General features: G+C 37.8%; 23 protein-coding genes, 1 pseudogene and 1 riboswitch. Of the genes and pseudogenes, 5 read left to right on the top strand and 19 right to left on the bottom strand.

Annotated elements, in window-relative coordinates:
- Positions 1–58: 58 nt before the first annotated feature.
- Positions 59–1063, bottom strand: coding sequence for a spore coat putative kinase YutH (yutH, locus tag CZ490_RS12780; protein ID WP_077619241.1), 1005 nt, complete (start codon positions 1061–1063; stop codon positions 59–61).
- A 141-nt stretch (positions 1064–1204) separates the two neighbouring features.
- Between yutH and CZ490_RS12785 the strand changes: the two genes are divergently transcribed.
- A complete protein-coding gene (locus CZ490_RS12785; RefSeq protein WP_200801579.1) occupies positions 1205–1705 on the top strand; it encodes a phosphatidylglycerophosphatase A family protein in 501 nt (166 codons plus the stop codon).
- A gap of 138 nt (positions 1706–1843) precedes the next feature.
- On the opposite strand, the gene CZ490_RS12790 is transcribed toward CZ490_RS12785, so the two are convergent.
- Together CZ490_RS12790 and hepT are read right to left on the bottom strand one after the other, a co-directional pair.
- Positions 1844–2614, bottom strand: coding sequence for a TIGR01457 family HAD-type hydrolase (locus CZ490_RS12790; RefSeq protein ID WP_077619242.1), 771 nt, complete (start codon positions 2612–2614; stop codon positions 1844–1846).
- Positions 2615–2632: 18 nt separating this feature from the next.
- On the bottom strand, positions 2633–3070 hold the full coding sequence (gene hepT / locus CZ490_RS12795; protein WP_077619243.1) for a type VII toxin-antitoxin system HepT family RNase toxin: 438 nt from the start codon (positions 3068–3070) through the stop codon (positions 2633–2635).
- Positions 3071–3246: 176 nt separating this feature from the next.
- Here hepT and CZ490_RS12800 point away from each other — a divergent pair, with 176 nt between their 5' ends.
- Both CZ490_RS12800 and CZ490_RS12805 read left to right on the top strand, forming a co-directional pair.
- On the top strand, positions 3247–3513 hold the full coding sequence (locus tag CZ490_RS12800; RefSeq protein ID WP_077619244.1) for a DUF3055 domain-containing protein: 267 nt from the start codon (positions 3247–3249) through the stop codon (positions 3511–3513).
- Between the two features lie 117 nt (positions 3514–3630).
- The gene (locus tag CZ490_RS12805) at positions 3631–3861 is read left to right on the top strand and encodes a cytosolic protein (protein ID WP_077621055.1); all 231 of its coding nucleotides are present in this window, start codon (positions 3631–3633) and stop codon (positions 3859–3861) included.
- Between the two features lie 270 nt (positions 3862–4131).
- Here the strand turns inward: CZ490_RS12805 and CZ490_RS12810 are convergent, their stop codons facing one another.
- On the bottom strand, positions 4132–4410 hold the full coding sequence (locus CZ490_RS12810; protein ID WP_077619245.1) for a YutD family protein: 279 nt from the start codon (positions 4408–4410) through the stop codon (positions 4132–4134).
- Between the two features lie 132 nt (positions 4411–4542).
- On the opposite strand from CZ490_RS12810, the pseudogene CZ490_RS12815 reads away from it, so the two are divergent.
- Positions 4543–5190, top strand: a pseudogene (locus CZ490_RS12815) (YhcN/YlaJ family sporulation lipoprotein); the annotation flags it as partial.
- Positions 5191–5395: 205 nt separating this feature from the next.
- Here CZ490_RS12815 and lipA read toward each other — a convergent pair.
- Positions 5396–6295, bottom strand: coding sequence for a lipoyl synthase (gene lipA / locus CZ490_RS12820; protein WP_077619247.1), 900 nt, complete (start codon positions 6293–6295; stop codon positions 5396–5398).
- Between the two features lie 246 nt (positions 6296–6541).
- On the opposite strand from lipA, the gene CZ490_RS12825 reads away from it, so the two are divergent.
- Entirely contained in the window at positions 6542–7534 is a 993-nt protein-coding gene (locus CZ490_RS12825) for a M23 family metallopeptidase (RefSeq protein ID WP_234987231.1), read from the top strand.
- A gap of 84 nt (positions 7535–7618) precedes the next feature.
- On the opposite strand, the gene CZ490_RS12830 is transcribed toward CZ490_RS12825, so the two are convergent.
- From CZ490_RS12830 to CZ490_RS12890, 14 genes are all read right to left on the bottom strand, one after another.
- Entirely contained in the window at positions 7619–7726 is a 108-nt protein-coding gene (locus CZ490_RS12830) for a methionine/alanine import family NSS transporter small subunit (RefSeq protein WP_077619248.1), read from the bottom strand.
- Positions 7726–9249 carry a sodium-dependent transporter gene (locus tag CZ490_RS12835; protein WP_077619249.1) on the bottom strand — a complete coding sequence of 508 codons (1524 nt, stop codon included), beginning with the start codon at positions 9247–9249 and terminating at the stop codon, positions 7726–7728. Before CZ490_RS12835 ends, CZ490_RS12830 begins: the two co-directional genes overlap by 1 nt.
- A 249-nt stretch (positions 9250–9498) precedes the next feature.
- Positions 9499–11082, bottom strand: coding sequence for a Na+/H+ antiporter NhaC family protein (locus tag CZ490_RS12840; protein WP_077619250.1), 1584 nt, complete (start codon positions 11080–11082; stop codon positions 9499–9501).
- 141 nt (positions 11083–11223) lie between these two features.
- A riboswitch (Lysine riboswitch) is annotated at positions 11224–11406 on the bottom strand.
- Positions 11407–11498: 92 nt separating this feature from the next.
- Positions 11499–12212, bottom strand: a complete 714-nt coding sequence (gene yunB / locus CZ490_RS12845; protein ID WP_159439951.1) for a sporulation protein YunB — start codon at positions 12210–12212, stop codon at positions 11499–11501.
- A 161-nt stretch (positions 12213–12373) separates the two neighbouring features.
- Positions 12374–12676 (bottom strand): YunC family protein, encoded by a 303-nt coding sequence (locus CZ490_RS12850; RefSeq protein ID WP_077619252.1) that lies wholly within the window; start codon positions 12674–12676, stop codon positions 12374–12376.
- A 108-nt stretch (positions 12677–12784) separates the two neighbouring features.
- The gene (locus tag CZ490_RS12855) at positions 12785–14188 is read right to left on the bottom strand and encodes a bifunctional metallophosphatase/5'-nucleotidase (protein WP_077619253.1); all 1404 of its coding nucleotides are present in this window, start codon (positions 14186–14188) and stop codon (positions 12785–12787) included.
- A gap of 37 nt (positions 14189–14225) precedes the next feature.
- The gene (locus CZ490_RS12860; RefSeq protein ID WP_077619254.1) at positions 14226–15074 is read right to left on the bottom strand and encodes a DUF72 domain-containing protein; all 849 of its coding nucleotides are present in this window, start codon (positions 15072–15074) and stop codon (positions 14226–14228) included.
- A gap of 308 nt (positions 15075–15382) precedes the next feature.
- Positions 15383–16780, bottom strand: a complete 1398-nt coding sequence (gene sufB, locus CZ490_RS12865) for a Fe-S cluster assembly protein SufB (RefSeq protein WP_077619255.1) — start codon at positions 16778–16780, stop codon at positions 15383–15385.
- Between the two features lie 58 nt (positions 16781–16838).
- Complete coding sequence (gene sufU / locus CZ490_RS12870; protein ID WP_077619256.1) at positions 16839–17285, bottom strand: Fe-S cluster assembly sulfur transfer protein SufU; 447 nt, start codon at positions 17283–17285, stop codon at positions 16839–16841.
- Positions 17275–18495, bottom strand: a complete 1221-nt coding sequence (locus CZ490_RS12875) for a cysteine desulfurase (RefSeq protein WP_077619257.1) — start codon at positions 18493–18495, stop codon at positions 17275–17277. Before CZ490_RS12875 ends, sufU begins: the two co-directional genes overlap by 11 nt.
- The gene (gene sufD, locus CZ490_RS12880; RefSeq protein ID WP_077619258.1) at positions 18495–19802 is read right to left on the bottom strand and encodes a Fe-S cluster assembly protein SufD; all 1308 of its coding nucleotides are present in this window, start codon (positions 19800–19802) and stop codon (positions 18495–18497) included. Before sufD ends, CZ490_RS12875 begins: the two co-directional genes overlap by 1 nt.
- 17 nt (positions 19803–19819) lie before the next feature.
- Positions 19820–20605 (bottom strand): Fe-S cluster assembly ATPase SufC, encoded by a 786-nt coding sequence (gene sufC / locus CZ490_RS12885; RefSeq protein ID WP_077619259.1) that lies wholly within the window; start codon positions 20603–20605, stop codon positions 19820–19822.
- Positions 20606–21001: 396 nt separating this feature from the next.
- On the bottom strand, positions 21002–21172 hold the full coding sequence (locus CZ490_RS22510) for a YuzK family famiily protein (RefSeq protein ID WP_200801581.1): 171 nt from the start codon (positions 21170–21172) through the stop codon (positions 21002–21004).
- A gap of 293 nt (positions 21173–21465) precedes the next feature.
- A complete protein-coding gene (locus tag CZ490_RS12890) occupies positions 21466–22308 on the bottom strand; it encodes a MetQ/NlpA family ABC transporter substrate-binding protein (RefSeq protein WP_077619260.1) in 843 nt (280 codons plus the stop codon).
- Positions 22309–22310: the final 2 nt, after the last annotated feature.

The following is a 22310-nucleotide window of genomic DNA, read 5'->3' on the forward strand; positions in this document are numbered from 1 at the left end:
TTCCACCTCTAAGAAATAGTTGGTATTGTTTCGATGTTTTTATAGTACCATATTCTCTTTATTTTTGGAGCCAATCAATACTAGGAATATTGACTCTTTTCTTATCAACACCTACATTCGATAAAAAGGTGGCTAAAAAATGTTCATTCTCACTCGAATGTGTCAGGATAGATTCTAATCTGTGAAGCTGCTTTTCCCTCTGTATATCTGAATCGGTCATGTAATATCCTTCAATACATTCGAAGTAGTGTAGCGGAAATAAGAGGCGTGCATAGAGTAGCCTCCAGGAAAAAGGAGACAGAGGATTAACCCGTTCATATTCCCTTAAGAAATGTACAATTTGGGCGTTCTGCTTTGACTGTCCACTTACATATTGACCACGTATAAATTCTGCTAAATCCCTAGTATAATGATCAAACACCCAATCTGTTGGAAGCTTTGTAAATGAATCTTTATTCCAAGTGTTCTCCGTAAATCGGTGATGGCAAATAGTTGCAGAATCAATTGGAGTAGGTGGTTCATCTATCTCTGTATCCACAAGGTATTGGATGGCATTTTCCGCTAAACCGATATAATATGGAAAGGACTCAACAAATAATGTTTCAAAATGATTATCTGGATGTTGATTCACCTTTTCCTTCCAAAATAATTCCATTTGGTCTACTCTTTTTTCCCAGAGGTATTTCCATTGACCAATTCGATTGACCTTGCTTACCTGATATGGAAAGGTTCTGCCTCTTTTATGGAAACGGGCTAATTCATAACCCAATGAATTAGTAATTCTGTGATTTAATACAGGACATCTGATAACGACAACCTCTTCATTATTAAGAATAGTGCTTAACTCTCCATCTGTTGTGAGTAAGAGTGAGCCTACCCTGATATCTCCTTTTTGAATCATAAAATCACTAAGATATTTAATTTCATACAGTTCTTCCTGTTCCAAATTTCCTATTGGAACAATACAATATACTATACTTCGGTAGATGAAAGCTTCATAACCAAATGCATTCACCATTCGTTCCGCTTTTAAGTTGTATTTTTCTTTAAGTGTTTCTTTCATAAATTATCGCCCCTCGCACATACTATATAACTACGCCTTTATCTGTATATTCCATCTATATGAAACAAAACCCGATTACTTGTGGTAAACTAGAAAATAGTAGAAAAATTATTCTGAAATCAGAAGAAATTAGGTGACATGATGAGTGAAGAAAATAAAATGAATGATATTGAACGAACTGCTAGAAAATGGCTAGAAGAAAGAGGCGTTACCATTCAAGATATTGCGGAACTAGTACACTTTCTACAAAGCAAATATCACCCAGATTTAAAAATGGAGGATTGTATTCATAACGTAGATCGTGTTCTAACAAAGCGTGAAATTCAAAATGCAGTGTTAACCGGGATTCAATTAGATAAACTTGCTGAAAAAGGCTTACTCGAGGAACCACTTCTTTCAACAATAAAGGTAGATGAAGGCCTTTATGGAGTTGATGAGATTCTTGCATTTTCCATTGTAAATGTTTATGGGTCAATCGGCTTTACAAACTATGGCTATATCGATAAGAAAAAACCTGGTATCTTAGCTCGTTTAAACGATAAATCAACTGGGGAATGTCATACCTTTTTAGATGATATTGTTGGTGCAATTGCGGCAGCAGCTTCTAGCCGTTTAGCCCATAGAGCAGCAAATGTTGAATAAGAAAAAAGTGGACCAGATCCTATGATTTGGTCCATTTTTATTGGATATTAATGGTATGCTGGTATACAAATTATTTCACCAGAAGTGGAATTATTGGAGTACTTTTATCCATATAAAAAACGCTCAATTGAGCGTTTTTTATATTCGATCCATCCATTCTTTTAAACTGTTAATCGCATATGTTGGCTTTCGGTCATATCCTTTTAAAAGGGCTGGTGTTGTAACACCTGTATGAACGAGTAATGTATCAATACCGGCGTTCATACCTGCCATGATGTCAGTATCATAATAATCCCCTATCATCAATGTATCCTCTTTTGCAATGCCTAGTTTCTTTTGTGCCTGCTCCATGATTACCTTTTCAGGCTTTCCGATGAAAATGGGTTGCACTGTTGTTGAAACAGTAACAACTGAAGTTAAAGATCCATTCCCCGGCAAAAATCCTCTTTCAGTTGGAATTGAAATATCACCATTTGTTGAAATAAATGTCGCACCGTTGCGAACAGCTAGACAAGCAAGCGCGAACTTTTCATATGTAACTGAGCGATCAATTCCAACAACAACGAAATCAGGGTTCTCTTCTTTGATTGTGAAACCCTTATCTTCTAATGCTTTACGAATTCCTTCTTCACCAATTACGTAAACAGTGTCACCTTGTTTTAAATCGTACATATAATTTGCCGTAGCTTGGCTTGTTGTAAACACCTGGTCTTCTGTACAAGCAATATCAAAATCACGAAGCTTTGCTGCAACTTGTGCCGGTGTCCTAGAGGAATTATTTGTTACAAATAAATATGGGATTTTTTTCTCGTTTAAGGCATTAACGAAATCACATGCTTCATTAATGCGCTCTGTTCCGAGATACATCGTTCCGTCTAAATCAATTAAGTATCCTTTATATCTTTTCACTACTTCAATCACCTTTTATTAGTTTTTAAATGCTGAGACTGGTCCTAGTTCGTTTTCTAAGTAGGTTCGAACTGCTTGTGGAAATGTCACAAGGCTATCTTTATTTTTTTGTAAGCTTGAAATTAATTCGTTATGATTAATTTCAAGGTAATCTTGAACAATCACTTTTCGGAATCGAATGATCTCTTTTAGATCATTAGCTGCTTTCGTAGTAACCACCTTTTCATCCTCTAGTATATCAATTATATCTTCGTAGCTTCCAGGGTCACGCATAATAAAGCCGTCAATCATCGAATTACCGATATCTAAAATCGCTTCAATTACAAGATGGGAAACCCGCTCCAATGCTTTTTTTTCGAGAGGACTTGTCCAATTTTTTTCCGCTTCTAACAATTCTAAGTTCTCTTTGTAAAAAAGAAGGGTTCTTTCAATTTTTTCTCGGTCAACAAAATACATGGTATCACCTTCTATTTATAGTTCACATATTTACTTATGATTACCACTCTATTCTATCATAAAGTTAATCTTCATTCATGGTATCCCATTTTGTTTAGATGAATTCGTTTTCTATTTTGGAAACGTTTGATATGATTATTGTAAATAACTGATTTTAAAAAGGGGACTCTTACGTTATGACTGAGCGTTTTTTCTTATATGATGATACGATTGATACACAAACACGCTTTGTAAGTTTTATGGGAGAACACCAGCGGTACGATTTGGCCATTATTAGATCTGATCGCTATTATGGTAAGCAAATTGTATTAAATATTCTAAGCAACAGATTTGCGATTATTGGAAGAGACGACCTTGACGAGCCAGGTTATATTGAACATGCCTACCAACTAACAGAGGAAGAAGCTGAGGAACTGCGCTCATTCCTGTATGAAATTGTCTAACATATTTTGATAAACGCGTGAAGACACTATAACCAAGAAGTGAGGTGTTTTCAGGTGGCAGATAAGAACAGAGACAAAGAAGAAGTTACGTATACGGATTTTTCAAATGTGGAAACCATGAGAAATTTCCTAACGTTTGAGGAATATCCAGAGGGGCCATATGGCACACCACGAGGAAAAGACACACCGGTAGAGAACAAGAGCACGCCATGGGAAGAAGGGCAACGAACCTATAGCAACTTTAATTATGAATTCAAATCACTTCATCAAGACCTCCCTAGACAATTCCCTGGTGCGCATCCTACGCATGATGACAAGGATGAAAATGCCGAACCACCTTATGATTGATATAAAAACGCAAGGCGCCCCCGTTCATAAGGAACATCGACTAACGACCGCCACGTCCTGTGGCGAACGTTGATGTCAGCACTTCCTCGAAAATGCTTTGCATTTTCTTCGTGCGATGATTATGCTGTCGAAGCGTTCCTTGTCCTGTGCAAGTCAAGCTTAAGACGAGCACAACCATCCGAAGCGATTGGCTTAAGAACTCAAGCCGGTGGCGCCTAGAGCTGGACGTAATTCTGCATAAGAAAAGTACAGGCCCTCATTAGCCTGTACTTATTTATTTTTTACCTTTTTTAGAACAAAATAAGCACAACCAAAATTACAGTATTCGTATAAATACTCAGAAAGCGTACTAATTTTGGTATCAAAAGATGCTTTTTGATTCTTATCGTCAAAAAAGCCCTTTAACCTGAGTTGTTCATATCCCCAATCACCGACAATATAATCATATTTCGAAAGGATATCACTATATCTTGCACGAAAGGCCTCTTCATTAAATCCATCTTTTAGCTCATCAACAAGCTCATATGTACTATTATTTATGCTAATCACTAATTTCACCTCTTACCCCTTTTAGAGGATGTTCAACACATTACTATATTTCCATTATAGCCAATCAACCCATCAATTACTATGCGAAATTTTTGATAAAATGGCCACCCTACAAATGAGGGGGTGTCAAGATTGAAAAAATACACAATCATTTCAGGTTTAGTAGCCTTGACCGCTTTATCAGGATGTGGGGCTACAGATGACAACAATGCTGGAGTCTACCATGAGAGTGGAAACTCAATATATCGCGTAGACCAAAACGAGCTATACAATGAAAATGGAGTCAAAAACAAGGGTAAAGAAATGACGAACTTTGGCTATGTTCGTCACCAAAAAAGCCCTGTACCAGGCGATGCGAATGTATATAATAAGTTGCCTTCAATGGATCGGGAAGCAGTTGCAGATTTAATTAGTAAAATCTGTACGACTATACCAAATGTTAATGATGTAGGTACTCTGGTCACTGATGAAGAAGTCTTAGTTGCATATGATACCGATTCCAAAGATCGTGTCGTAATTGCAGACCAAGTAAAACGCGCCGCACTCTCTGTGGTCCCAAGATTTTATCATGTGTATGTTTCTGATGACCCAAGCATGATGGAGCAAATAGAACGTTTCGGCAGACTTGATTCAGACAGTCGTAATGTTGACCAAATCATTACTTCCACAATCAAACAAATGATAAAGTCTCCACAAGGCTATAAATTAAGTGATGGAGAAAATGAAAATGGGGAAATCAATGGTGGACTGAACCCTGAATATGAGCGTAGAGCAAGGGAAGACCAAGAATTCCTCAAGAACCCAAGTATTGGTACTGAGGGTGGAGATGAACACGATACTGGAATAGGTGGAACAGTTGGGAATAGAGAGCAAAACGAGGATGAAAAAAGAGGTGTTGGGAAAGAACTGCTGCAAAAGGGAAATCAATAGCAGTATGAGTAGAACACTTCTCAATTAGAAAAAGGGGGATTATTATCCCCCTTTTTTATGCTTGCTTAAGTTGTTTATTTGATTTAGCCGCATTCACTTGCTCGTCGGCATGATAAGAAGATCGTACAAGTGGTCCTGCTTCACAATGACTGAAGCCCTTACTTAATGCAATCTCTTTTAATTCTGCAAACTCATCTGGATGGTAGTATTTTTCTACCTTCAGGTGTTTTTTCGTCGGTTGTAAGTACTGACCGATTGTCATAATATCAACATTGTTTGCACGAAGGTCGTCCATTGTTTCAATAATATCTTCCTTGGTTTCACCAAGACCAATCATAATACTTGATTTTGTTGGAATATCGGGATTCATTTCTTTCGCACGTCTTAAAAACTCAAGTGAACGATCATATTTTGCTCGGGCACGTACACGATCTGATAAACGGCGAACCGTTTCGATATTATGATTCATGATATCAGGCTTAGCGTCCATTAATGTTTTGAGGTTTTCGTAGACTCCACCCATATCAGACGGTAACACTTCAATTGATGTAAATGGGTTCTTTTTACGAATTGCACGAACTGTTTCTGCAAATACTGCAGCTCCCCCATCCTTTAAATCATCGCGAGCAACAGCGGTAACAACAACATGCTTTAATCCCATCATTGCGACAGAATCTGCTACACGCTCAGGTTCCTTCCAATCTAACTCATTAGGAAGTCCGGTTTTAACTGCACAGAAGCGACAGGCACGAGTACATGTATCACCAAGAATCATGAAAGTTGCTGTCTTACGAACAGCCCAGCATTCATGAATATTAGGACATTTTGCTTCTTCACAAACGGTATGTAATTGTTTTTCTCGCATCATTTTCTTTAAGCCAGTATAATTTTCATTCGTATTCAGTTTTATTTTGAGCCATTCAGGCTTTCGAAGATATTCTTGTTTTTTTGACATACTTCATCACTCCATTGCAAAGGCTAACCCTATTATACTCCTAACGAACTAAAGAATCCAAGTATTCGCATTTATTGTTTTTATTTGCCTTCCAACAATTAGCGATTATGAAAATCTGATGGATAAAACAAACTATCAAGGAAGAGCCAATTATATCAGATATATTTTCCAGTAAAAATAGGAGTTTTCGACTCAGATAAATGTCCTTTTAAGAACTTATTAGCAATGGAAAGGAGATTTTCGTGCGTGAATAAAAAACTTGGTATCGTAGTTGTAATTTGTTTGCTACTAACTGGAATACCTATTAACGCTAGCGCAAATGAAGAACAACAGAAAATCTTACAGGAAAGAATGAATCTCTATACGAAGATGGAAACTGTTACTCAAATTCCTTGGTACTATTATGCTGCTATTGATCAATATGAAAGGAGTATTCGTCGTGCGCGTAAAGATATTCCAAAGGAAACTGGATTAATTGGGATCTACATTAAACCTGAGATTTGGGCTGGAGCTTTAAATCCAAATCCGAATGACTCTAATCCATATAGCATTCATCTATTCGGAGGTATTGGACTCGACGGTAACGGTGATGGTGTCGCCGATCAAACAAATGATGAAGATATTTTACTTACGATTTCAGATCAAATTCTGTCGTATGGAACAGATCCCGATAATTTAAAAATTGGCTTATGGGACTATTACAAACGAGATAAGTCCGTTTCACTCATTATGGGGATTGCTAAGATTTATTCAACATACGGCACCTTAGACCTAGATAAACACGCCTTTCCTGTGCCTCTTGGTTATAATCATAGTTATAAAAATACATGGGGGGATGCTCGTGGTTGGGGTGGCCGAAGAATGCATGAGGGCACTGACATTTTTGCAAGTTATGGAACTCCCGTAAGAGCAACATCCTATGGAGTTATTGAAATGAAGGGATGGAATCGTTACGGTGGATGGCGTATTGGAGTTCGTGATGTGAATAATACATATCACTATTATGCTCATTTAAACGGCTTTGCAAAGGATATTGCAATCGGTCAGGTTGTTGAGCCAGGTACAGTCATTGGCTCTGTTGGTAGCTCTGGTTACGGTCCACCAGGTACAGCAGGGAAATTCCCTCCTCATTTACACTATGGTATGTACAAAGATAATGGGTATACAGAATGGTCCTTTGATCCGTACCCACACCTACGAGCATGGGAAAGAGAAGAACGTAAATCGAGAAAACGATAATTTATTAAAGGCTGTGGTAGGATTACCACAGCCTTTTTACCGTTCAAATTTTTGACCCTCTTTTTATAATCTATTTTGTTAACCTTATTTAGCTTGTTTTGATTTTTTAACAGCATGCGTTATACTTGCTGCCAGACCTCCCCAAATGATTATAATACCGATAATCATCATCACAATTGCACTAGTACCCATTAATGTGATACCTCCTTGCTAGATTTCACCTCAACCTTGGCAGTGTTCCACTTTTTAATTGCGAACAATGCACCAATGAGAATTGCACCGATTGCGACGGTCCAGCCCCAATTGAATATAAATTCCCTCGGATATCCTTCATATTCGGAAGTAAGGTTTTGGCGTAGATTATCAAACATCATATAACCTAGAACGACAGGTGTAATGACACCTAAGCTTAATCTCCACCACATACCTAGCTTAATGTCTGAAATGCCATCAGCATGGCTTTGAAGATTCTTAAGTTCTTTTGCGAACCAAGCAATTGCAACAACTTCAATTAATCCCGCTAAAGCAACACCGAAGTTATTGATAAAGTAATCCGCAGTATCTAGGAAGAATAGTCCACCTTGCGTTGCGAAAACTAAAGAGATTAAAGCTGCTAAACCACCGCCTAATGCAACTGATTTTGTACGAGAGATATTAAATTTCTCCTGAACACCAGCAACAAAAGTTTCAACAATGGAAATCAATGATGTTAATCCAGCTAAAACTAGCGATCCAAAGAATAAGAATCCAAAGAATCCATTAAATGCCGGCAGTTCGTTAATAATCTGCGGGAATACAACGAAAGCCAATCCGACACCTGCCGAAACAACCTCATCTACACCCATTCCTTGTGAGACGGCCATGAATCCTAAAATACTAAATACGCCGATACCTGCTAACAATTCAAAGCTTGAATTTGCAAATCCAGTAATAAATGCATTATTTGTTACATCCGATTTCTTAGGTAAATAACTTGAATAAGTAATCATAATGGCAAAGGCAATTGATAAACTAAAGAAAATTTGTCCATACGCTGCTACCCAAACCTTACCATCAGTAATTTTTGACCAGTCCGGAGTAAAGAATGCATTTAAGCCTTCAGCAGCACCGTCTAATGTAATTGCACGTACAACAATAATTAAAAATAAGACCAATAATGTAGGAATCATAATTCGATTCGCCATTTCGATTCCTCTTTTAACTCCCGCAAATAAAACACCTAATGCAACAACCCAAACAATTACTAATGGAATGAATACTCCGGGTACAATGCTACCAAACTGGCCAATTTCTCCACCAGCTAAATCAATACGGTTTAGGTACTCACCCATTAAGAAACCACCGGTGTCATCTCCCCATTTTTGGCCAAAAGAAAACACTGAATAAGACATAGCCCAAGCAACAATGACGGCATAGTAAGTCGCAATTACGAATGAGATTGCTACTTGCCACCAACCAATCCATTCTTTTCCTTTGCTTACTCTCGATAACGATAGTGGTGCTGATCCGCGATATTTGTGACCAATTGTAAATTCCATTATTAACAATGGAATACCTGCAGTAAGTAAGGCAAATAGATATGGAAGGAAGAAAGCGCCGCCACCATTTTCATACGCAACCGCTGGGAATCGCCAAATGTTACCCAATCCGACTGCTGACCCTACTGCAGCTAATATGAAGCCTAATCGCGTCCCCCATTGTGGACGATTATCCATAAATAAACCTCCCCTTTTCCACTTTAGCCCGTTACCGTATTAGTCGTTTAGTACTAGGCTTATGTTGGAAATTTTAATATTTTCAGATTATTTTCTATAATCTATTTATTAGTATAGCCAGTCTTTCTCTCTATGTCAAAAGTTATTTTAAAATTCAAATTACATTTCACAAAAAGAAGACAAGGGTTCTTTTCCCCTTGTCTTTAGCATACTATTTAGGATTCTCTCTTAAATTTTGAATAATAATTTTTACGCTTTTTGTTTGTTTTTCATGGTGAAAACAAAAACAACAACTAATACTAAAGCAGTAAGCAATCCTAATAAACTACTGTCAGTTAGTCCTAGTACTATATATCCTATTCCTGCAATCACTGCAGAAGTAATCGCATAAGGAAGTTGGGTCATCACGTGATCTATATGATGACTTCCCGCTCCTGTAGAGGATAGGATTGTTGTATCTGAAATCGGTGAGCAATGGTCTCCAAAGACAGCGCCTGCTAAAACAGCAGCTAAAGCTGGAAGCATTAAGTTAATATCTGAAGATGCTGCAATATCCCCTGCAATTGGAAGCATCATACCAAAAGTACCCCAAGACGTTCCAGTAGCAAAAGCCATAAAGCCTGCTACGATAAAAAGAATGACCGGTAAAAATGCAAGATTCAAATTAGACTGTTCAACTAGACCAGCTAGATATTTTCCAGTTTCAAGTTGACCAATTAAGTCTACAATAACCCATGCAAAAACGAGAATGTAAACGGCTGGTAACATTGATTTTACGCCTTCAAGTGCTCCCTTAGGAAGAAGTCCGACACCTAAAGCCTTCTTTCCATAAACCTGAACAAAGAACAAGATAAGTGTCACAATGATACCTAGAATTCCACCATTTAATAGTGACCCTGTTACATCTGTATTTTCGAAAATCGTAAAAATCGTAATAGCTCCTTCAGAAGCCTTATAGCCTGTCCAAAGTAAAGATCCAACTGTCCCGACTACTAAAGCAATAATCGGCCATACTAAATCACCAACAGAACCTTTCTCACTTTGAGGTAATTCTTGTTTTAACTCCCCCAAAACTGGCTTATCTGGATCTGTAACCTCACCAGTTGTTATCGCTCGATCTTCGTGTGTTTTCATACTACCAATATTTATATTAAAAACTGCTACTGCTATTACCATTAGTATTGAAACTACTACATATAGATTCAATGGAATCATATGAATAAATGCAGATAAAGGTGAATACTCAGCTACACCGTGTGTTGCTAGAATCGGGGCTAAGATAGCGATTATATAAGCCCCCCAACTTGAGATTGGAGATACGACACAAATAGGTGCAGATGTTGAATCAATGATATAAGCAAGTTTTGCACGTGATACACGATTACGGTCTGTAATCGGTCTGCTCACTTGTCCAACTGCCAAGGCATTGAAATAATCGTCAATAAAAATAAGAATGCCTAGAACTGCAGCCAATAATTGTGAACCAGTTCTTGACTTTACTTTTGTTTGTGCCCATTCTCCAAAGGCACGGCTACCACCAGAAATTGAAATAAAAGCTGTTATAATACCTAATAGAAAAAGGAATAAAATAATATAGACATTCCAAGTGTTAAGTGCGCCATCCGATACAAAAACTGCTTTTATACTGTTCCAGATGGTCAGCACAATTTCTTTGAGCCAAGCACCGACACCGTCATTTTTCAGAATATTTCCATGTAGGACAAATGCAGCCGATACAATTCCGACTCCAAGTGACAGTAAAACTCTTCGGGTTAAGATAACCATAAGAAGGGCAATAATAGGTGGGATAATTGAATAAATCGTTCCAGACATGATGAGTTCCTCCAAGTATAATAGTTAATGGAGGGCGTAAGTGGTGAAAGAAGATACTCTATTTTTTTGCAAATAAAAAAAGAGTAAATGATAGAAAATAACTATCATTACTCTTACGGTAATGTTATGTTATCCTCCATCACGATCAGTAGCCCTCCATTATAGAAAGTTTCTATAATGACAGTGTTACCCTTTTTCAAGGCAACCCCAACAAAAATAACATTGACGAGTCTATTTTTGCTTCGGCGAAAAATCCTTTCCACTATGATCACAGTTGTCATCCTCACATAGTATACTCATATTTCCCGCACCTCTACCCCATCGATCCGATAAGGTGGTTTATTAAATTTTAGATTCATCTAGTAGTATAATGTATTTCAACCTACTATTCAACTATTCTAGTATAGTATTTTTTACTAATTTCCCGGGAACTCTATAGAAGGTGAAGATTCACCGCCATTATTATAAAATTCCGGAACTTCATGCAATATGTTTTGGTTAATAACTGGGATTACTGTTTCAATTTCAACCTCACCCGTCGTAAATGGTAAAATAACCTGCATGGTCACTGTTGCCAAAACATTATATTGGAACCAGCCATTATTAATACCCCATTCGTCGATTCTTCCTTGTGGCGTTGTCTCACCAAACCCAATCATATGAAAGCGAATCGGAATTTCTGGACCTAGATTACCCAATATAGCATTGTTTGTCGCTTCTCCGAGAGGGACTTTAAAAACAAAACCCGTTTGCCCGGTCACTTCATTTGTTTCAATTTCTAAATCAGGGTGATCTAGTTTACTCATATCCCCCTCATTTACGTATTTCAAATACCTCTCTATATTTCCGAGGGTATTTGTCGCCATTTTATTAACAACTTGTGTATTGTAGCTAATCACCTTTCCATTCTCATCCGTCTGTACAATACTTAAATCCTCTTGGACTAGTTCTTGCTCATTTAATTGTTGGTTAATTGCATTCTTAATGACACTTGCTGCCATTTTTTTTGTTTCGTTTTCCGCATAAGCGATTAGTGCAGGTTCAATCGCTTTGTTAACTATATATACTCCTATTACAGTGGAGGCAATAAAAAAGACAATCGTTAATAAAAAGACGTATCGAAAAGGCAAGGGCCCTTTCCTTCTAAGATGCAGGTGACCTCTGTATTTAGCCAAAACGAATATCCCCCCTTACAAGCTATATGTATGCAAGTAAGGGGGGATGTACGATAACTTTTTTATGCAAATGTTACAGATGAGTCTATATGGAATACCCTCTCAGGTGTTGTCGTTTAAATCATTTTTAATAAGGCATCTTTGCCTTTCATACCAACTGTAATACCTCGGTTTTCGGCTTCTATGGTAATTGATTCAAGAGGGGCATCAAGTAATTGCTCGATTGTACGAACACCAACAGCCCTACCAGCAATTATGCCTCGTTCTTTAAGTTTTTCATTCAACAGTGCAACATCAAGAGCTCCACACATGATATAGCCATTTTCGTTTGTGACTGCCATAAAATTCGTCTTAGGAAGTTTAACGGTAATGGCTGTAAATTGATGATTATCAATTATGATTGGTGTCATTGAGACCATTCCTAGCACACTCCTTTCCATATTAATTTATGTATAAGGAACAGAATTGTGTTAGAAATGGGTGCTTGTCATAGTCTTATCTTTTGCTACTTCTTTTGGCTGTTTGCATTAGACCATTTGACCGATTTCTTTTATTTTTTCAGCTAAAAGATCCCGTAGGAGTTCTGGCATGAAATATTTTTTATCTTTTGCATCTCGTATACCTGGAAAAAGTAAGCCAAACGTAAACATGTCCACAGTAGCGATTGAATATGTTCTGTCCGGTTCAAGCTCATGACCGTTAATTTTTATATCGGTAATATGGTTTAAACCATCCGAGAGCTTTGTTGTTTCAATTTCCACTCCATCATACACCATTTTCCCCATCACCTCGCCACGAAAGCCTAGACCCTTTATTTTAAGGTTTACCATTTCCTCAGTATTTGCCTGTAAAATGATTTCCTTCAATTCATCGCCTTTTAGCCAAACCTTACAAGGGTTGATAGGATGTGGACAGATTCGATGCAGATCCTCTCTTGTGACATACCCAATTGGAAGTGAATCAAGTAACAACCCGGCGTTCACCATTGATATGTCTCCTTCGCACCACTCACGGAGCACCTGAGCTAAAAGCCTCGAAAATGAAGTCTCCGAGAACCAGTCACTTTTTAATGGTTGTTTTATTTTCGCTATAACGTCATTTTGTAGAACTTGTGTACTTTCTTCTAAATACTGTGAAAGGATTTCATTCGTTTCGGTACTTTCTGGAAGTGATTTTGTTGAGATAACAGCAGCAGTACTCTCGAAAAGCTTTTTTTGCTCCGTATCAATTTTAAGGGTGACATGTCCTATGTAGTTCCCGTACTTTTGAGCACAGCATAGCAGTGTGTTATTGATTCGTTTGCCTTCTTCAAAGAGGTGATGCGTATGAGCTCCGAGAAGAACGTCCACCTCAGGGAATTCTCTTGCGATTTGTTCATCATCATTGATCCCTAAATGTGACATCAATAGTATCATGTCTGTTTTATCTTTGAGCTCGTCAAGCGTTTCTTGTAATACGACTAAAGGATTTTTGATGTTCCAGCCTAGTAACTTATATAATGCTATGTAATGTACTGTTAAACCGATTATTCCGATTCTAAAGCCACTTGGTAAGACATGAATATCATAAGGCTTTGCCCAGTTTGGTAGATTTCCATTCCTATCAAATAGGTTTGCGAGTAACACCTTAAATTCAGCATTATCATATAGGGTATCGAGATGTTCATAAGACATCGTAATCCCCTCATTGTTTCCGATTGTTGCGTAATCGTATTGTAGCTGGTTTAATAACTCTACATTTATTTTCCCATGAGAAGCTTCTGATATTGGATGAAAGCGGTCAATATGATCCCCAATATCCAGCAAAAGCATTTCTTCATGATTTTGTTTGTGGAGCTGACGCATTTCTGTTATATACTTTGTTATTTTAGGCCAGCGATCAAAATGACTATGAAGATCGTTGGTGTGATAGATATGTAGTGTTTCAATCAATCCTTTCACCTCCTCCTTGTTACTAGCATGTAGAGTATCAACTAAAAAAGTCTAGTTGTCGTGGAGCTAGATCGAGATATTCAATGCCAAGCATATCGATAAACTGCTTTGCATTATCTGCTGCATCTCCGCCTGAGTTATTATTAAATAACACATACATCGCTTCAGTTGATTTGGATAAGTTTTGAATGTGTTCAGTCCATTGCTCTAGTTCTTCTTTATTATATCTGTATAGATAACGTACTTCACGCCAATTGCCTTCTTTCGGCTTTGTCCAACCGTGGATATTACGACCGTGAAATCGCACGAGTGTTTTCTGTTGATTTGTTGGATGGAGAACAGTTGGAATTGAACCAGACCCTGCCTGTGGTTCATCGCAAATGCTATGAATCCACCCTTCTTGTTGCATAAATTTTAAAGTTTGATCATAAAGTTGCGGCGAAAACCATGATTGATGACGAAATTCAAGAGCCACTGGAATGTCTCCCATTTCCTGTTTACACCATCTGAGGTAATCAACATTTTCACGTTTACAATCATACCATGGTGGAAATTGAAATAAAACCATGGCGAGTTTATTTACTCTCTGATAAGGTTCAAGTGACAAACGAAAGGCATCAAACATATCTTTTTTTGATTCAAATGGAATTTCTCCACGCTGATGACCAGTCATCCCTTGATAGGCTTTTACTATGAATTGAAAGGATCCCGGAGTGTCTTTCACCCACTTCTCCACATTGCGTTTTGGTTGAATCGCATAGAAAGATGCATCCACCTCCACAATCGGAAAATGACCTGCATATTCCTTTAGTTTGTCACCTGGTGGGGTTCCAGCAGCATACAGACTGTCATGATCACCCCAGCCGGTTACACCGATATAAATCATCGTCTCACCTCCGTTTAAATTTTAGTTTCTGCCTGCTTTGAATAACGTTTGGTTTGTAGGTTGATGGAGTGGGCAGGTGTGCATGCAATTTGCACTTGCGTTACCCTCTTATTTGCGAAAGCTTGTAAAAGGCAAGCATTAGGGGTCTTACCTTGCGAAATCTTGTAAAAGGCACGCATCAGAGACTTAAGTATTGCTATCACCTTACATTTTAACCTATGGCAATCCTACTACATACAATGAAATCAATTTATGTACAAAAATAACTCGCTTGAGAGCTTTCCAAGCGAGTTATTACATGTATCTTATTAACCAATAGAACCTTCCATTTCGAACTTGATTAAGCGGTTCATTTCAACCGCGTATTCCATTGGAAGCTCTTTTGTAAATGGTTCAATGAAGCCCATTACAATCATTTCTGTTGCTTCTTGCTCAGAAACACCACGGCTCATTAGATAGAATAATTGTTCTTCAGATACCTTTGAAACCTTAGCTTCGTGCTCTAATGAAATATTATCATTTAAGATTTCGTTATAAGGGATTGTATCAGAAGTTGATTGATTATCCATAATTAACGTATCACATTCGATATTTGAACGAGCACCATCAGCTTTGCGACCAAAGTGTACAATTCCACGGTACGTTACTTTACCACCATGTTTTGAAATAGATTTCGAAACAATGGATGAAGTCGTATTTGGCGCGAGGTGCATCATTTTCGCACCAGCATCTTGGTGTTGACCTTTACCAGCGATAGCGATAGAAAGTGTCATACCACGAGCTCCTTCACCACGAAGGATAACCGCAGGGTATTTCATTGTTAATTTCGAACCAATGTTACCATCGACCCATTCCATTGTTGCGTTAGCATCACAAACTGCACGCTTTGTAACTAGGTTAAACACGTTGTTTGCCCAGTTTTGGATAGTCGTATAACGGCAATAAGCGTCTTTTTTAATAATGATTTCAACAACTGCACTGTGTAGTGAGTTTGTTGTATAAACAGGTGCTGTACATCCCTCAACATAATGTACACTCGCGCCTTCATCAACAATAATTAGGGTACGCTCGAATTGCCCCATGTTTTCAGAGTTGATACGGAAATATGCTTGAAGCGGTGTATCAACTTTTATACCTGGTGGTACGTAGATGAATGATCCACCAGACCAAACAGCTGAGTTCAATGCTGCGAATTTATTGTCAGTTGGAGGAATAACCTTAGCCCAGTGCTCACGGAAAATATCTTCATTTTCTTTAAGAGCTGAATCTGTATCCTTAAATACAATTCCTAGATCTTCAAGGTCTTCTTTCATATTATGGTAAACAACCTCTGATTCGTACTGAGCAGATACACCAGCAAGGTATTTTTGTTCAGCTTCTGGAATCCCTAGTTTATCAAATGTTGCTTTGATTTCTTCAGGAACTTCATCCCAAGACTTTTCGGATTTCTCAGAAGGCTTTACATAATACGTAATCTCATCAAAGTTTAAACTATTTAGGTCTCCACCCCATTGTGGCATAGGCATGTTGTAAAAATGCTCTAAGGATTTAAGTCTGAAATCTAACATCCATTGAGGTTCTTCCTTCATGCGAGAGATTTCTTCAACAATTTCCTTAGTTAAACCACGTTCTGAACGGAAGATGGAAACGTCTTTATCTGCAAAGCCATATTTATAATCGCCAATTTCAGGCATTTTCTTTGCCATTCTACTTCACTCCATTCTATGTGAGGCTTCCTCTTAACAAGATATTAAGAAAGATTGCTCACGATTCATTTCTTTCGCTCTTAAATCCCTTTTCCATCGCTTTCCATGCTAATGTCGCACATTTGATGCGTGCTGGGAATTTCGAAACGCCCTGAAGTGCTTCAATGTCGCCTAAATCAATGTTATCATCATATTCGTTTCCTAACATCATGTCCGAGAAGATTTGTGACATTTTAAGTGCATCTTCAATTTTTTTACCTTTAATCGCCTGGGTCATCATTGAAGCTGACGACATTGAGATTGAACATCCCTCACCATCGTATTTTGCATCTTGAACAATGCCATCATCTACTTTTAACGTAAGATGAATGCGGTCGCCACAGGTAGGATTATTCATATCAATTGTTAACGCGCCATCTTGAATAACTCCACGATTTCTAGGCTTTTTATAATGATCCATTATCACCTGTCGGTACAAGGTATCAAGATTTATTTTAGAATCCATTGCTGAAATACTCCTTCGTTTTTATGAGTCCTTCAACTAGTTTATCAATTTCTTCTTCTGTATTATAGAGGTAAAAACTTGCACGAGCGGTAGCAGATACCTTTAACCATTTCATTAATGGTTGAGCACAGTGATGACCCGCTCTAACAGCAATACCATCAGCATCCAATACTGTTGCAACATCATGTGGATGAACATCTTCAATATTGAAGGTCACTAGTCCTGCACGATGTTTGGGTCCGTAGATTGTTAATCCCTCAATCTGAGACAGTCTTTCAACTGCATAATCTGCTAATTTGTGCTCATACTCGAGAATATTATCAAGACCAATATCCTCTAGAAAGTCAATTGCAGCCCCTAATCCAATGGCTCCAGCGATAATTGGTGTTCCTGCTTCGAATTTCCACGGAAGCTCTTTCCATGTAGACTCGTAAAGGTCAACGAAATCAATCATTTCTCCGCCAGTTTCAACTGGCACCATTTTTTCAAGTAATGCTTTCTTACCATATAACACACCGATGCCAGTTGGTCCACACATTTTATGACCTGAAAAAGCAAGGAAGTCGCAATTTAGGTCTTTAACGTCGATTTTCAAATGTGGAGCAGCTTGAGCACCATCGACAACCATGATTGCCCCGTTACGGTGTGCAATTTCGGTAATTTCTTTAATCGGATTGATTGTTCCAAGAACGTTAGAAACCATCATTACTGAAACAATCTTTGTTTGATTTGTTACAGTTGCTTCAACATCCTTAATGTCAATTGATCCATCCTCTTGTAGAGGAATATATTTCAATTTCGCACCAGTGCGTTTCGCAATTTGTTGCCAAGGAATAATGTTGGCATGGTGCTCCATATACGTAATAACTATTTCATCGCCTTCTTGAAGATTATCTCGCCCATAGCTCTCTGCAATTGTATTAATTGCAGTAGTTGTTCCCCGGGTGAAAATAATCTCTTGCATTGAAGATGCGTTGATAAATTTACGAACCTTTTCACGGGAATTTTCATATGCATCAGTTGCCTTAGTACCAAGAGTATGAACTCCGCGATGTACATTAGAGTTATATTCTCGATAGTAGCGATCAAGTGCTTCAATTACCGTAACAGGTTTTTGAGATGTAGCAGCACTGTCTAGATAGACAAGTGGGTTACCATTGACCTCTTGATCTAAGATTGGGAACATTGAACGAATATCTTGGATATTCATTATTTTACTTTCCTTTCAATTATCTCAACAAGTTGCTTCTTAACTCCTTCAATCGGAAGTTGGTTTACAACTGGAGCAAGGAATCCATGGATAACTAAGCGCTCTGCTTCCTCCTGAGGAATACCGCGGCTCATTAAATAATATAATTGAAGTGGGTCAACCCTACCTACAGATGCAGCGTGACCTGCTGTTACATCATCTTCATCGATAAGTAGAATTGGGTTCGCATCTCCACGAGCTTTTTCACTAAGCATTAATACTCTTGATTCTTGTTCAGCATTTGACTTAGATGCACCGTGTTCAATATGTCCAATACCATTGAAGATAGAGCTTGCACTATCTTTCATAACACCATGTTTTAGAATATAGCCTTCAGAATTCTTACCTTGGTGAGTAATTCTTGTAGTAAAGTTTTGCTTTTGTTCGCCTCGCCCTACAACAACTGTCTTTGTATCAGCGTATGAGCCATCTCCAACTAATAGGGTAATATTTTCAGAAATGGTATCACCATCATTCATAAGTCCAAGCGCCCATTCCACTTTACTATCACGACCAATTACACCGCGACGAGTTACATAGGTAGTGTTTCCAGTTGCTAAGGAATCAACAGCACCATATGTAACTTTGGCATTGTTTCCTGTAATAACTTCTGAAACAATGTTTACAACTGTGTTTACAGAATCAGTTGTAGAAATATAGTTTTCAACGTAAGTAACTGAGCTATTATCTTCCGCCACAACAATTACGTGATTAAATAGTGCAGCTTCATTATTCTCTTGAATAAATACCGCATGCAAAGGTACTGTTACTTCTACGTTTTTAGGAACATAAACGAAAGCCCCGCCATTTACTAACGCTGCATGTAAGGCAGTTAGACGATTTTCATCAACTTTAACTGCTTCTGTCATGAAGTACTTTTGTAGAAGATCGCTATGTTCACGTGCAGCTGTATGGATATCCGTAAAAATAACACCACTCTTTTTTACTTCCTCTGTAAGAGAAATGAAGGCTGGAGTGTTATTTCGTTGGATATATATGTTTTTTTCTTCTTCAACATGAATTAATGATTTGATTTCTTCAGGTAGTTCGTCAATTGAGTTGTAAGGAGCACTTTCCACAACATGATTAGCAAATTGCGTAAAGTTCCATTTATCAATTTTTGTTTTATCTGGTCTTGGCATTGGTAGGTCTTCTGCTTTTTCAAGAGCTTGTAAGCGAAGTTCCTGTAGCCAACTTGGTTCACCAAGAGTAGACGAAAAACCTCTGACATAGTCCTTATCAAATGGTAATTTCGTATCGATTGTCATAATAATCCTCCTAACGCTTACGCTTCTTGACCTACAGTTTCATCTTCAATTCCTAGTTCTTGCTTAATCCAGTCGTATCCTTCTGCTTCTAGACGTTGTGCCAGTTCTGGACCACCAGATTTAACAACACGACCTTGCATCATAACATGCACTTTATCTGGTGTAATATAGTTAAGTAAGCGTTGGTAGTGAGTGATGATTAAGCAACCAAACTCTTCTCCGCGCATATCATTAATTCCTTTAGAAACGACTTTCAATGCATCAATGTCAAGTCCTGAGTCAATTTCATCAAGGATTGCAATCTTAGGCTCGAGCATAGTTAATTGTAAGATTTCATTACGTTTCTTTTCTCCACCTGAGAAGCCTTCGTTTAGGTAACGTTGAGCCATATCAGGATCCATTTCAAGCTTTTCCATGTTTTTGTCCATCGTACGGATGAATTTCATTAATGAAATTTCATCACCTTCTTCACGACGTGCATTAATTGCAGAACGAAGGAAGTCAGCGTTTGTAACGCCACTAATTTCACTTGGATATTGCATAGCTAAAAATAGACCAGCACGAGCACGCTCATCTACTTCCATTTCTAATACATCTTCACCATCTAGTGTAATGCTTCCTTTAGTAACCTCATATTTAGGGTGACCCATGATTGCAGATGATAATGTGGATTTACCTGTACCATTTGGTCCCATAATAGCGTGAATTTCTCCACCGTTTATTTCAAGGTTAACTCCTTTTAATATCTCCTTGCCTTCAATCTCGACATGAAGATCCTTAATAACTAAAGTTGATCCTGCCATAACTACTACCTCCATTAGACAAAAAATATTTTGTATAGTATTGACAAATTAAGTCAAAACTTCATTCTCATTTTATTCTCATTACAATCTTATAACAAATTCAAAGTGATATCAACCTTTACACATTAGCAACATTTATACAGATTTGATACCGAGCTTTTTGTTGTCGTAGTTCATTTTTTGAGAACTTAAATAAGGCCAAAATGAAATTTTTTCACCTAAAATCTTGTCCAACACTAAGATAACATAAATTATAAAGATATGTAAGGAAGGAAGGTACCCTATTAGAATTTTCAGACTGACTTACACGATTATATTTTTCACAGATATAAATAATTCATTCTATATTATAAAAACCCAGTGGACAATACACTGGGTTCCTTAGCTACCTTCTATTTAGATATTTACTCTATGATCTATTCTGGCAACAATCATTAGGCCTTGTTTATACTCCTGTTCACGACTCTTCTCTACGCGCATTCGTTCTTTGAACTTTCGACAATAATCTTTATAGCCAATCCCATGTGCCTGATGCATTGCCTTTTCCATTTCGCCCGTATAATTCAAACGGATTTGATTGATATTGAACCAATCCCTTCATTTTTTTGTGCCCTAACCAATACGTCTAAGGTTTTTGGTAGAGCAAATTGAACATAGTCTTATGGTAGCACCTTCAAATATCTTCCTCAATGCCGAGATACCCCAAGAATCGAGGATCCCTTTTCTTATTGAGTGTTAATTGATACCCTAGGAGCACTGAATATAGAATTAGTGCCTTATACTTCGTTTTCCTTTGTAATATTCAAAATACGAAAAGAAGCTACCGATTAAGATAGCTTCTTCTCTTCTTCTCATAATTATTATTGTACGGAAATTACCGCACCTGCATATTCTTCTTCGATAAACTTCTGAATTTCTTCAGATTTTAACACTTCAACCAATGCTTTAATTTCTTCGCGGTCTTCATCACCTTTGTTAACAACAATAAGATTTGCTGGTACTACGTCATCGCCTTCAAAAGCGATTCCATCCTCGGCAATATTTACGCCACCTTCAAGTGCGTAGTTAGTGTTGATAACAACCGCATCACCTTCTCCGTTTTCAAAAGAAGTAGCAAGTAGTTTTGCTTCAATTAGTGTTGAGAAATCTAAATTCTTTGGATTGTCTACAATATCTTCTACTCTTGCTTGATCACCAACACCTTCTTTAAGAGTGATGATTCCTTCTCTTTCAAATATCGGTAGTATACGTCCATGATCACTGAATGAATTGCTCATGATGATTTTTGCGCCATCAGGAAGTTCATTAAGATTGCGGTACTCTTTAGAATAAATACCAATTGGCTCTTTGTGAATTTCAGCTACACTTACAAAATCAAAATTAGGGTTATCCTTTAATTGTAAGTCCAAATATCCTGGTGTTTGGAAGTAGTTAGCATCAATTTCTTTTTCATGCAAAGCAACATTCGGTAAAATATAGTCTGTAAACTCTTTTATTTCAAGGTCAATTCCTTTTTCCTTTAATAAAGGTTTCGCTTGTTCGAGTACTTCAGCATGCGGAACTAATGTTGCACCCACAACAAGCTTCTTGTTTCCTTCAGCCTCTTTTGAATCTCCGTCATTACCTGCATCATCATTTCCCCCACAGGCAACAAGTGCGATTGATAATAATCCAATAAATAGTGTGAAAAGTAGTTTTTTCATTG

This window comes from Litchfieldia sinesaloumensis (assembly GCF_900156865.1).
GTDB lineage: Bacteria > Bacillota > Bacilli > Bacillales > Bacillaceae_L > Ferdinandcohnia > Ferdinandcohnia sinesaloumensis.